This window comes from Allostigmatella hybrida (assembly GCF_020103775.1).
GTDB lineage: Bacteria > Myxococcota > Myxococcia > Myxococcales > Myxococcaceae > Hyalangium > Hyalangium aurantiaca.
Genome location: NZ_JAHXBH010000027.1, coordinates 30,461 through 42,279 on the forward strand (window position 1 = coordinate 30,461; position 11,819 = coordinate 42,279).

10 protein-coding genes are annotated in these 11,819 nt (G+C 66.9%); 6 read left to right on the plus strand and 4 right to left on the minus strand.

Going from position 1 to position 11,819, the window contains the following annotated elements:
* Positions 1-3 precede the first annotated feature (3 nt).
* The 3 genes from KY661_RS29555 (at position 4) to KY661_RS29565 (ending at position 2,854) form a co-directional block, all read left to right on the plus strand.
* Positions 4-894: a transketolase family protein gene (locus KY661_RS29555; protein WP_225413404.1), complete on the plus strand. Its 891-nt coding sequence runs from the start codon at positions 4-6 to the stop codon at positions 892-894.
* A 77-nt stretch (positions 895-971) separates the two neighbouring features.
* Entirely contained in the window at positions 972-1,244 is a 273-nt protein-coding gene (locus KY661_RS29560) for a hypothetical protein (protein WP_225413405.1), read from the plus strand.
* Positions 1,245-1,348: 104 nt separating this feature from the next.
* The gene (locus tag KY661_RS29565) at positions 1,349-2,854 is read left to right on the plus strand and encodes a CapA family protein (RefSeq protein WP_225413406.1); all 1,506 of its coding nucleotides are present in this window, start codon (positions 1,349-1,351) and stop codon (positions 2,852-2,854) included.
* Positions 2,855-2,874: 20 nt separating this feature from the next.
* On the opposite strand, the gene KY661_RS29570 is transcribed toward KY661_RS29565, so the two are convergent.
* Positions 2,875-3,198 (minus strand): hypothetical protein, encoded by a 324-nt coding sequence (locus tag KY661_RS29570; protein WP_225413407.1) that lies wholly within the window; start codon positions 3,196-3,198, stop codon positions 2,875-2,877.
* A 593-nt stretch (positions 3,199-3,791) separates the two neighbouring features.
* On the opposite strand from KY661_RS29570, the gene sitA5 reads away from it, so the two are divergent.
* Together sitA5 and KY661_RS29580 are read left to right on the plus strand one after the other, a co-directional pair.
* Positions 3,792-5,417, plus strand: coding sequence for a SitA5 family polymorphic toxin (gene sitA5 / locus KY661_RS29575; protein ID WP_450097582.1), 1,626 nt, complete (start codon positions 3,792-3,794; stop codon positions 5,415-5,417).
* 11 nt (positions 5,418-5,428) lie between these two features.
* Complete coding sequence (locus tag KY661_RS29580; RefSeq protein WP_225413408.1) at positions 5,429-6,061, plus strand: pentapeptide repeat-containing protein; 633 nt, start codon at positions 5,429-5,431, stop codon at positions 6,059-6,061.
* A 9-nt stretch (positions 6,062-6,070) separates the two neighbouring features.
* On the opposite strand, the gene KY661_RS29585 is transcribed toward KY661_RS29580, so the two are convergent.
* The 3 genes from KY661_RS29585 to KY661_RS29595 all read right to left on the minus strand — a co-directional run bounded on the left by KY661_RS29585 (position 6,071) and on the right by KY661_RS29595 (position 10,156).
* Entirely contained in the window at positions 6,071-7,390 is a 1,320-nt protein-coding gene (locus tag KY661_RS29585) for a serine/threonine-protein kinase (protein ID WP_398577258.1), read from the minus strand.
* Positions 7,391-8,639: 1,249 nt separating this feature from the next.
* Positions 8,640-9,470, minus strand: coding sequence for a DUF3396 domain-containing protein (locus tag KY661_RS29590; protein WP_225413409.1), 831 nt, complete (start codon positions 9,468-9,470; stop codon positions 8,640-8,642).
* Between the two features lie 68 nt (positions 9,471-9,538).
* The gene (locus KY661_RS29595; protein WP_225413410.1) at positions 9,539-10,156 is read right to left on the minus strand and encodes a hypothetical protein; all 618 of its coding nucleotides are present in this window, start codon (positions 10,154-10,156) and stop codon (positions 9,539-9,541) included.
* 361 nt (positions 10,157-10,517) lie between these two features.
* Here KY661_RS29595 and KY661_RS29600 point away from each other — a divergent pair, with 361 nt between their 5' ends.
* Entirely contained in the window at positions 10,518-11,753 is a 1,236-nt protein-coding gene (locus tag KY661_RS29600; protein WP_225413411.1) for an MFS transporter, read from the plus strand.
* Positions 11,754-11,819 lie beyond the last annotated feature (66 nt).

The following is an 11,819-nucleotide window of genomic DNA, read 5'->3' on the forward strand; positions in this document are numbered from 1 at the left end:
TCCATGGAAACCATGCGTGAACGCTTCGTCGCCACCACCCAGGCCCTGCTCGGCACGGATCCGCGCCTCGCCGTCGTCCTGGCGGACATCTCCGGCGATGTCTTCGAGCCCGCCCGGCGCCAGCACCCTCGCCGCGTCATCAACGTGGGCATCCGCGAGCAGTTGATGATCAGCGTCGCCGCGGGCCTCGCGCTCGAGGGGCTGCGGCCCATCGTCCATTCCTACACGCCCTTTCTCATCGAGCGGCCCTACGAGCAGATCAAGCTCGGCCTGTGCCACCAGGACGTGGGCGCGGTGCTCGTGAGCATTGGCGGCTCCTATGACTGGCCCGCCGGCGGCCGCACCCACCAGGCGCCGGGGGATGTCGCCCTGCTGGATGCGCTGCCCGGCTGGACCGTGCACGTGCCTGGCCACCCCAACGAGGTGGAGACGCTGCTGCGCCACGCCCTCCCGGGCCGGGACCGGGTGTACCTGCGGTTGTCGCTCCGGATGAACGCGGCCCCCCGCCCCATCGTGCCCGGGAAGTTCGAGGTGCTGCGCCAGGGCACCCGGGGCACCGTGCTCGTGGTAGGGCCGCTGCTCACCAATGTCTTGAACGCGGTGGCGGAGGAGGACCTCACCCTCCTGTACGCCGCGACCATCCGCCCCTTCGATGCCGAGACGCTGCGCGCCACGCTGCGCGAGCCCAGCGTCATCCTGGTGGAGCCCTACCTGGAGGGCACCTCGGCGCATGAAGTCACGCGGGCGCTGACACACGTACCCCACCGGCTGCTGTCCCTGGGGGTGGGCCGCACCGAGCTGCGCCGCTACGGGAAGATGGAGGAGCACGAGGCCGCGCACGGCCTGGATGCCCGGAGCCTGCGCGAGCGCATCACATCCTTCCTCCGGCCGTGAAGCGGCCAGGGGAGCATCCCGGCCATCGTCGGGGGTTCCCCTTCCCGTCCACCGGGGCCGCTCGCATCTTGGCCCTCATGGCCCTATCGACCGTGTTGGATGTGTACGGCAGGAAGTCCTGGCTCAAGCGCGCGGGACTCATTGCCATTCCCGCCATCCTGAGCCGGAAGAAGCGCGGAGCGGGGCTCTCGCGCTTCTGGGTGATGGGGGCGCTCTCGCTGCTGGGCTTCGGCTTTCGGCAACTGGCCCGGACGAAGGGCAGCCGTGCAGGCGTCAGCCGCTGGAAGCTCCCTCAGGGCGGGGCGATGATGTCGGAAGAGTTCGCCGCCTCGGCGGCCTCGGGACGCTAGGGCCCCCCGGCCGCGGGCTTGCCTGCCGGGCAGACGGGCAATCCTGTCCCGTGGCCCCCATGTTTCTCTCCGGAGGGGACCGCCGTCCGTAAGATGCGCCGGCCATGGTCCCCTCTGTCCTGTTGCTGCTGGCGCTGTCCCAGACGCCCGCCTCGCCCCCGCCTCTCGCCTCCCCGCCCTCCCCTGCCACGCAGGAGGCGGTGCGCGATGCCAGCCGCCGGGGCGCCGCCGTGATGCACCAGCTGGCCGTGGAGCTCGCCGCCGAGGCGCGTGCGAGCCTGATGCAGGAGCACGGCCGCTCGGCGGATGAGCACTTCGCCCGGGGCGTCGAGGCCTTGAAGGCGCGCGATGCGGCGGCGGCCATCGACGAGCTGTCCCAGTGCGTGGCGCTGCGGCCCACGAGCGTGGAGTGCCGCTGGGAGCTGGGCTGGGCCTACTCTCTGGCGAACCGGTGGAACGAGGCGCTCGCGGAGTGGACGGAGGTGGGCAAGCTCAAGCCGGACCAGCCCGACTTGCAGGACGTGCTCGCCCAGGCCCGGGCCCAGGTGGCGCTCCAGGAGCGGCTGTCGAGGCCGCCGGACACCACCCCGCGGCCCCCGCCCCCCGCGGATGCCCGGCTGCGCCTGCGCGCCGTGGGGGACGTGATGCTGGGCACCACGGTGCCCGAGGGCTACCTGCCCCCCGAGGGCCCCGCGAGCGTCATCAGCGCGGTGAAGGGGCTCCTGGAGGACGCGGACCTGACGTTCGTGAACCTGGAGGGCCCGCTGTGCGACGGGGGCAAGACGAACAAGTGCCGCTCGGACCGCAATTGCTACGCGTTCCGCTCGCCCACGGAGTACGGGCAGGTGCTCCGCGAGGCCGGGGTGGACGTGGCCTCCACGGCGAACAACCACGCGGGGGATTTCGGCGAGGAGTGCCGCCGGCAGACGGAGTCCACGCTGGACGCGCTGGGCATCGCCTGGAGCGGGCCGCCAGGGACGGTGGCCACGGTGGACCGCAACGGTTTGCGCATCGGGCTGGTGGCGTTCCACTCCTCGCCCACGGGCAATCATCTCAACAACTTGCCCACAGCCACGGCGCTGGTGCAGTCGGTGGCGGCGGCGCATGACCTGGTCATCATCTCGTTCCACGGAGGGGCGGAGGGCGGCAAGGCGCTGCACGTGCCACACGGGAAGGAGAAGTTCATGGGCGAGGACCGGGGCGACCTGCGCACCTTCACCCGGGCGATGGTGGACGCGGGGGCGCACCTGGTGCTGGGCCACGGGCCGCACGTGGCGCGGGGAATGGAGTTCTACAAGGGCCGGCTCATCGCGTACTCGATGGGGAACTTCGCCACCTACGGGCGCTTCAACCTCCAGGGCCCGCAGGGGCTGGGCATGGTGCTGGAGGTGGAACTGGACCGGGAGGGGCGCTTCCTCTCGGGGAAGATCCTCCCCACGCGCCAGGTGGGCGAGGGCCTGGCCGTGCCGGACCCGAAGGGCGCTGTGTTGAAGCTGGTGCGCAAGCTGACCGCGGAGGACTTCCCGGACTCAGGGGCGCGCATCGACGAGGATGGCACGGTGTCGCCGCGTGGGAAGGCGCGGGCGTCTGTCCTTGACGCCGCGCCGTAGCCTCTCAAGGGGACTTGACGCTAGCAATCATCCCATTTGGCGGTTACGAAGCTCAGGCCACGGTTGGCACACCAGTACTTGCCATAGTTCCGGCAATTGCCATACGTGATGGTCTTGAACGGGCCATACCACTTCTGGTTGGAGCACTGGGCGTAGCAGCATGCGGCTTCAGCCGTCACCGGCTCAGGCTCCTCCAGGGACTGTTGCGGCTCCTCCGAGGCCTCGGACACATCCTGAGGCATGTCCAGGGGCGCTGGCTCCATGCCGCCGCAGCCGGCCATCAGAAGCGTTCCCAGCAACATCAGACCGAAACCCTTGAATGCATTGTTCATGATGGATTCCATGGGCTAACAGCCCCTCCAGGCGTGGCTCGCGTAATTTCCGTGTTTGTGAGCGGGGCAGTAGTATTTGCCATACGTTTTGCAGTTATCGAACTTGACGTTAGGGAAAGGTCCGTACCATTTCCCGTCCGCGCATTTGACGTGGCAACACGCCATGAGTCCCTCCACCTCGTCCGGACTGGATTCTTCCTCCATGGATTGCTGAGCGGGATCCTCCGGCGGGATGGAGGCAGAAGGTTCCTCTCCCTCGGCGGTGCTGGAGAAGGAAGCCTCTTCCATTTGCTGGGGCCCGTAATTGCCACAGCCCATGGCAAGGACCCCGCCCACCATCAACAGACACGCGATACCCAGCCTCGTCTTCATGGCTTACTCCCCCGGTGAGCCGCCAAGATCGGCCTGGCGTTCACGGGCGGGAGATGACTCGATCCGGCCACTCGCCACAAACGGCCCTCGGTCTTGGCAGCGTGTTGGAAGCGCCACAAATCAGACAAGTGTGTGCTCCAGGACGGACTCAGGCACGCTTCCCGGAGGGAACTCCCGGAACCGTCACTTGACGGACATGAATCGAGTTACGTTCGCCGTTGGGGAGGTGCGACGTGTCCATCGGCCCAGGGGTTCCGTGTCCAACCGGTGCAAGGTGGCGCTCTGGATGGGCTGGAATCCTCCTCGTGCTCTTCCTGCCGGGTGCCTGCGCTCCGGCCGTTTCTCGCAACGGAGCGCAGGTGGGGGCTTACCGCTCCCCTGCATCCCCTGCCGCACCGGGGAAGCAAGGAGAAGTCACTTACGCTCTGGATTTCATGGAGCCGCGCTCCATCGCAGTCCGGCCGGTACCCATCCCCAAGGACGAATTCAAACGTGCCGTTCAGCGGCTCTCACGTGGCATGAGGCTGACAGGCAATCCACGGGAAGCCGCCAGCGAATTGCTCAAGGTGCCGGGTCAGCCGCCGCCAGACGTTGAAACGGTTGGGATGACAGGCCTATGGCTGCTGGAGAGTTACCGGAAGCAAGCCTACACCTTCGTGCCTTTGAGCCAGACAGGACTCGCTCCACTCACGCCTGAGGCGGATGAAGCCTTGCGAGCCAGATACCTGAAATGGTGCGGGAACCAGGGAGGAGGAGATTGCCTGGGATTGCTGGAGGACGGGCCTTACCTGCACTCGGATGACCGCAGGACGCTGGCGCTGGCGCTGGCTTTCGGTTCCGTGCTCGATGAGATGCGCGATGCCTTGGCGCGCGAGGTGCTGGATGTGCGGGCCCTGGTCTCCATGGCCGTTTGGGCCGTGGCCCTCTACTGCATGATGTGGATGGTGCCAGAGCCCACCACGAAAGCAGCCGCGGCAACGCTCACGGTCATTCTGGTGGGATGGCTGGGACTGGACACCGTGTGGAGGCTGATGGACGGGTGGAGCCGCATGGCCCATGCGGCGCACGAGGCGGCCACCTTCGAGGAGTTACGCGTGGCGGGCGAGGCGTACGGGAAGGTGCTGGGCGTGGACGCGGCGCGGGTGTTGATCCTGGCGGTAGGCACGCTGACAGGGCGCACCTTGGGGGAGGCTGCGGCCAAGGTGCGCTCGCTCCCTGGCTATCGCATGGCGGGGGCTCAATGGGAGGCACAGGGCGGGGCCGCGGTGCTGGGAGGAGCGGTGGTCCCGGAGGGAGCACTTGCCGCAGCGGTGGAGACCGTGGCAACGGTGGCAGTGTCGCCCCAGGGCCCCTTGGCGGCGGTGATGCTCAAGCAGAACAGGGGCGGTGGACCGGCTCCTGGGGGAAAGGGCCCTACCACCGTCGTGATTCACCGGGGCGGCAACCGGCAGGTGGAACTTGCCAACGGCCAGCGCTGGCATTTGCCGCGCGGCAAGTCGGCCGCGGACATCCCTGCCAGAGACCCGGTGGGAGACCAACTTCAGGAAGCAGCCACCCAAGCAGCGCGGCAATGGGGCCCAGAGCGGCTCTCGGCCAACGAGAGCAGTGCCATTCAGCAGGCGCTGAAGAAGGGTCAATACTGGCTGGCGCGGCTGCTCGAGCGTGAGGCGCGAGGGCGTTTTGTCCACGGCAAGGTGCAAGAGCAGTTCCGGAGGACCCTCCGGTGGAGTTCCCGGGGCGCGGACGCCGTTGACCCGAAGACGGGCTACCAGTACGAGATTCTCTCCGGGACAGAGTCGAACCTGGCGCGGCATGGAAGGCGGATGGCGACGGAACTTTTCCGGATGATCAGCTTCTGAGGAGTACGGCCATGGAGTGGCTTGAGAACGTCATCATCGAGAACAAGGAGATCGAAAACGAGCAGTTCCTGGTGACGGACAAAAACTCGCTCTATTTCCTTGGCCCCCGCCTGACCCTGCGGAAGTGCACCGTTGTCCTGAAGGTGTCCGCCCGGCGCTTGCACATCCTCGGAGCCCAGTTCATCGGATGCACCTTCGAAGTGAAACAGGAACTGAAGAACCATCAGGCATGGCTCCGCGCCACCCTGGCAGGGTGCCGGTTCAAGGGGAGCCTGTCAGGGTGCGATTTTGGGCATTGGCCTGCGTACGGGAGTGAGCCGGAGTATCAGCAGGGCTCCATCGAGGACTGTGACTTCTCCGAGGCCCGGCTGCATGGCTGCCGCTTCATGGGGTGTGACCCGGCATCCTTGCGGTTGCCCCGATGGCCTTGTTTCACCCTTCTGGATCCCCTCCTCCGGGCTCCTGCGCTGCGCGGCGTGAAATGGCCAGGCCGCGTGGCGGAGGTCCTCATGGAGGGGCTCCAGGTCCATCCGGCTTCGGTCCGGGCATTGACCTATCACGCGCCCACCTTGGCTGGAGAGCTGGAGACCACACCGGAAGAACTCAAGGCCGTCATCGAAAAGGTAGACGGCATCTTCTACTGAGGGACGGTGTCAGGGCTGTTCGGAGTTCCCAGAGGGGACTGGGGCGAGAACAGGGTAATAACAAACACCCCGCCACTCGTAGTTTAGGTCTCCGCACGGTGGTGTCGCCTCGCGGGGCAGGATCCAGCACCCGCCGTTGATTTCGATCTCACGCTTCCGGCAGGGCGGCCGTGCCTGGCCGGGCAGGGGTTTCTTCGGAACGTCGAGGCCGATGCGCTCCGGGCCGGACGCAGGGGCTTGGACGGAACCGCTGACCGGCAGCGCGTCCTGTGCGAGCCCCGTGGTCTCCATGGGGTCTTCCGCGAGCCAGACAGGATGGCGCCACACGGTCCATGCGCCGGGAAGGAGCAGAGAGGTGACGAGCCCCGCCGCTGCTGCCAGCCAGAGGCCCGGGCGGCGAGAGACACCGGTGGCGGAGGGGTGGCGGGTGATGGGCTGATCCGCCCCCGGTCCAGCAGACGCCGCCGCATGTTCGAGCGCTCGTGCCACCTGCGAGGCGCTGCCTCGCGCCGAGGGCTTCTTCGAGAGCATCTGCCGGAGGAGCTTCGCCAAGAGCGGACAGAGCGTCACCAGGTTCTCGGCCGGAACCCGGACACGGGGCTTCGCTTCCGAACCCTCCAGGAGCACGTCGGCGGGAGGATAGATGCCCGTGACGAGCCGGTAGGCGGTGACTCCGAGCGCATACACGTCGTCCGCAGGCCCTGGCGCGTAGTGGGCGCCGCGTTCACGCCAGAAACGCCACCGGAACTGGAGGGCCTCGGGACTGCGATACGGAGGGGTTCCCGGAGGCATCACTTCCTCCGTGAGCGGCGCCGCACCGCGAAAGCTTCCCGCGCCGAAGTCGATCAGCACGGCGTGGGCGTCTTCGGGACGGACGAGGATGTTGGCTCCCGAAACGTCCCTGTGGACGCCGTCCGCCTCGTGGGTCGCAGCCAGGGCACGAGCAGCTTGTGCCAGCACCTGCATCACCTGCCGTGAGGTGAGTGCACGCCCGGCTCCCCATGCGTACAGCGGAACGCCTTCCACCCAGTCCATGACGAGGAAGGGAATGCGCCCGGCGGAATGGGCCCACAGTCCCCGGTCTCGCAGGGCCGGGATGTTCGGGTGACACAGGCGCGAGAGTAGCTCCGCCTCCCGCTCGAAGCGGGGATCCGCGGGGTGGCGGGCCAGCTTCAACGCGAAGGAGCCGCAGCCCTCCTCTCCTCCCCGCTCGGCGCGGTAGACGGTGCCATAGGCGCCCTGCCCCCTCAGTTCCAGGAGCCGCCAGGAGCCAATCTCCGTGCCCGGCGGAAGGCAGGACAGTTCCCAAGCCTGAGGATGCAATGGCACCGGACCAGCCTACGCGACAGCAGCCTGCGCGGCTCGAAGCAATTTCTGGGCGCGGTGAAGCCCTCTGTGGACGTTCGAAGGCGCGACTTGCTAGCGTCAGCCGAATCTTCAGGGAGATGGACTCATGCGATGGCTCCGCGCGGGAACCGGCGCACTGGCTCTCATGGTGCTGACAGGCTGTCCTTCAGAATTTGGTAAGGAGGGCCGTGTGTCCAAGGCTGTCCGCCGGGACTCTTTGGAGATTGTCCGCAAGTACTGTTCAGAGAAGGATTACAAGACCTTCTGTGGGGGCGGTAGGCAACAGACGCCCGAGTGCCTCGAAAAGTGCGGTCAATAAGCTGGCGCATTTTCTGTGGCGTCCTCATGGGCGTCCTTTTGCCGATCCCCTTGATCCTGCTGCTGGGCCTCCTGCTACGTCCCGAGGTGCCCCACCCAGCAGCCCCCGGAAGCAGGCCCGTCAGCCCGGTGCTCAGCTCCCAAGAGCGCATGCGGTTGACGACCTACGGCCAGTCCTGTGGGACCCATTCAGAATGCGAACCCCCACTCGGCTGTCTTCTCGAAGTCCGTGCCTACCGGCAGTACTGCACAGACAGCCGGTGCATCACGGACTCGGAGTGCCCGGAAGACCAGGTCTGCCAAAGCCTTGCCACGGCGGGCGATGGGCCGCTGGTGCGCTTCTGCGTCCCCCTCGGTGTTCGCCAAGAAGGCGAGAGTTGCCTGGAACTGCCCCGGGAAAAGGAGGCCGCGTGCACGCGCGGACTGGTGTGTGGTGGCCGTGACGGTTGGTGCGCGCGTCCGTGCCACAAGGATGCTCCGGCGGATTGCCCCACCGGCTTCTTTTGCGCGGACACCCGTCCCCAACCGGTGTGCTTGCCCAGCTGCGAGATGCAAGGATGTCCTGCGGGCCAGGATTGCATTCGGTTCGGTGAAGGAACTTCGGTGTGCGCGCAAGTGTATGGGACTCAATGCCAGCAATCGCCCTGCCCTGAAGGCCGCAAGTGCGAAGTGCGCATCGAGCCCACGCTTCCAGGAAAGGTATGGATGGAGTGCGTTGAGCGATGCGGTGAGGGATTTGCCCCCTGTCAAGAGGGGAAGATTTGCGATGGCTGGCAATGCAAGCCCTCTTGCAATCCCCAGGACACTGACCCCTGCGGTGACGGTTATCGTTGCAGACAGCGCAGGCCGGACATGCCTTATGCGTGCCAGCCAAACGGGTAGCGCATGGCCTCTCTTCACGGACACGAAACCATCAGGTTTGTTCGTCGAGAAAGCGGCGTTCCCAGTAGCAGAATTCCGGCTCTTCTGAGTGACGTTGATACCGCCAGGGTTCCAGCACCCGGGCGAGTTCCCGGTAAGCAGGAAGTGAGTCGCCTCGCGTTGTATCTCCCGCCTCGGGCTGTGCACCCAAGGTCACAAGGGCCTTGCCTCCTTCCCAAGATTGGATCGTGGTGGAAGCGTCTTGGAGCCGCTGCCGTAAGCCAGACGCGCCTCCTAGGTCCGCCACGACGGATGGACCCAGAAAGTTCATCCAGTAAGGCCCTCCCAGGCGTGTTCCGATGTCCCAGGAGTGCCCATCGGGACTGGGAATGTCGATGCCGGGATGGCGCATGCCGTACTGAGTCAGTGTGTGCAGGTCGTTCGACAAGTCGAGCTCCCCGTTGAAGGAGAGCCCGCAGTACCCCGACTCCCAAAGCAGCATCGCGGCGAGTTCCAGCGCCAGTCCGCGAAGACGCTCTGGCCCTTGTTCTTCCAGGAACCCGATGGGCAGCCAGAACGTGGCCTCGCACATCGCATGGGGCTCATTCATCCGGTCGGCATACGTCGCATCCTTGCCGAAGTAGAAGAAGGCATAGCGGCACTCCGTCCCGGAGGCCTCTTGCAAGGCGAGGAGCGGGCTGCGTCTTTCAAGAAGCTTCCGCTGGACGTGGGTCCACCCTGCGGCATCGAGGGGCATCCAATCACCCTCCTCGTTCGCGAACAGGCCGAGTGCTTGCTCGCCCACGGCGTGCCGGTAGGCCTCCAGGGCATTCAGCACCCCCTTCACGCGTTCTTGGTGAGGGGGCCGCATGTAGAACGTCATGCGCAGGCCCTCCTGGACACGGACGTATCCGTTCTCCGTCTGAAGACGGAAACGTGAAGAGGAACCGGTCATCGGAACACTCCGATCCGGGGCTGAACCATCGCGGGTTCTACCCCCAGGGCTTGTTTGTACATGCTCCCTTGATGGCGGCCTTCGTAGGGGTGTCCCTCTGGATACTCCCGCCACCGGGAACGTTTGTCCGTGCTCACGCAGGGGAACTTGTAGTCATAGACGGACTGAACGCGGCGTGCATCGGCCTCATGAATGACGATGTCAGGCTCCAATGTTCCTCGCAGCTCCCAGCCCCGGCCCTGCTTCAGGAGTTCCTTCACCCGTCCGTCCGGCAGATGTTCCGTTGTTCGTGCGCGAGGGTCATGGCGGTAGCGTGGCTGGATGCTGAATCCCCCGGGATTCAAGTGGCTCAGCGCCTTGGCCGCGCACTCCAAGGCCACTTGGTGTTGCTCCCGTCCCAACTGCATGGCGCGGGTGATGGGCCGCCCTTGGTTGTCCCGTCCTGTCTCCTCGTCGCACTCCTGCTGAGTGGGACCTCGGGCCTGGAAGTGCTGAAGCATCACCTGCGATCGGGCCTCGTCGGCACATCCGGCGAGCGCTTTTTCGAGCTGTCGTCGGAGTTCAGCGTCCAGAGACCGGCTGGGCTGAATTAAAGCCCCTCCTGCAACGGCCATGGGAAGGGAGGCTCCTGCAGACAGAGGAGGTGGGGATGGCGGTGCTGGGACGGCTTGCAGCTTCTCGCCTACCGCAGGCCGACAAAGTGCCGGCACCTGACGGCAAGAACTGGAAGCAGAGTCGAACGCGGCTTGGTGGTATTGGCGCGGGGTGTGGGTTCGGCTTGTCCCACATGCCATCAGCACCAAGGGCATCCCCAGCAGCCCTGCGCGCCACGAGAACTTTGCGCCCGCAGGCCTCTTCGTCATGGTCATGAAGGCGTTGAAGTTAGCACCTCCGGATCGGGCTGCTTGGTGCTCCAACAGTGGGACCCATTCCCACCGCGCGCGCGTCGGGTGCGTGCGTTACAAGGGACGCTCCGTGTCCGTCCTCCGCCTGCCCCGCATCTCCTCGTTTCGCGCCTTCGAGCACCCGGGCTACTTCGCCGTCTGGACCGGCTCCCTCGTGTCCAATGTCGGCACCTGGATGGAGACCGTGGCCCTCGGCGTCTACGTCACCGAGGTGACCGGCAAGGCCGAGTGGACCGGTGGCGTCGTCGCCCTCTCCTACCTGCCGGGCCTCGTGCTCTCTCCCTTGGGCGGGGCGCTCGCCGACCGCTTCGACCGGCGCACCTTCCTCGCCCTCGGAATCTTTCTCCAGGGGCTGCTCGCCGTCCTGCTCACGGTGCTGGCCTTCACCCAGCAGCTCACCGTGCCCGCCGTGGCCGTCATCTCCTTCTTCAACGGCTGCATCAACATGATGATGGGCCCGGCCTTCAACGCGCTGCTCGCCGAGCTCGTCCCCCCCGAGGACCTGCACAGCGCGATGAGCCTCAGCTCCGCCCAGTACAACCTCGGGCGCGTCATCGGTCCCATCCTCGCCGCCGTGGTGCTGGGCGCCGGCGGCATCGCCTGGGCGCTGCTCGTCAATGCCCTGTCCTTCCTGGCCGTCCCCGTGGCCCTGTCCCGCGTCCGCCCGCCCCCGCGCGCGTCCGCCCCCTCCACCACGGGCCTGTGGGCGGACATCGCCCGGGGCGCGAACGTGGCCCGCGAGGATCCCGGCATCCGCCTGATGCTGATGACCACCTTCGCCGTCGCCCTGCTCGTGGCCCCCTTCATCGGGCTCGTGCCCGTGTTCGCCATCCGCGTCTTCGGCCAGGGCGCCGGGGCCACCTCCCTGCTCGTCACCTGCCAGGGCGCCGGCGCGGTGACGGCCGCCGTGGCCGTGGGCGCGCTCCTGGATGCCTTCGGGCGCAAGCGCGTGCTCGCCGGCGTGCTGCTCGTCCTCGGCCCCGTGGCCACCCTGTACTGGCTCGCCCCCACGCTGCCGCTCGCCGCCGTGAGCATCTTCCTGCTCGGGGCCAGCTACCTCATGGCCCTCTCCGGCATTCACACCGTCTGTCAGGTCCGCGCGCCCCCTGCCTTGCGCGCCCGCGTCAGCAGCCTCTACGGCATGGTGCTCAACGGCGGGTATGCCCTGGGCGTGTGGCTCCTGGGCGCCCTGGCCGACCGGCTCTCCGTGCGCTCCGCGACCGCCACGGCCAGCCTCCTCTTCCTGGTGCTGATGGTCTCCTTTCGCGTGCTGCGCCCGCGCGCCTTCGACGCCACCGAGGCCTGAGCCCCGCCCGGAAAAAACCGGGCCTCCGGCTTGGCCGTCCGGCGCGCCGTCTGCTTAGAAGGGGGC

Excerpts from the sequence above, each read along its gene's own strand:
- KY661_RS29555 (WP_225413404.1), top strand. The coding sequence starts at position 4 with ATGGAAACCATGCGTGAACGCTTCGTCGCCACCACCCAGGCCCTGCTC.
- KY661_RS29595 (WP_225413410.1), bottom strand. The coding sequence starts at position 10,156 with ATGGCCGTTGCAGGAGGGGCTTTAATTCAGCCCAGCCGGTCTCTGGAC.
- KY661_RS29565 (WP_225413406.1), top strand. The coding sequence starts at position 1,349 with ATGGTCCCCTCTGTCCTGTTGCTGCTGGCGCTGTCCCAGACGCCCGCC.
- KY661_RS29590 (WP_225413409.1), bottom strand. The coding sequence starts at position 9,470 with ATGACGTTCTACATGCGGCCCCCTCACCAAGAACGCGTGAAGGGGGTG.
- KY661_RS29570 (WP_225413407.1), bottom strand. The coding sequence starts at position 3,198 with ATGGAATCCATCATGAACAATGCATTCAAGGGTTTCGGTCTGATGTTG.
- KY661_RS29560 (WP_225413405.1), top strand. The coding sequence starts at position 972 with ATGGCCCTATCGACCGTGTTGGATGTGTACGGCAGGAAGTCCTGGCTC.
- KY661_RS29580 (WP_225413408.1), top strand. The coding sequence starts at position 5,429 with ATGGAGTGGCTTGAGAACGTCATCATCGAGAACAAGGAGATCGAAAAC.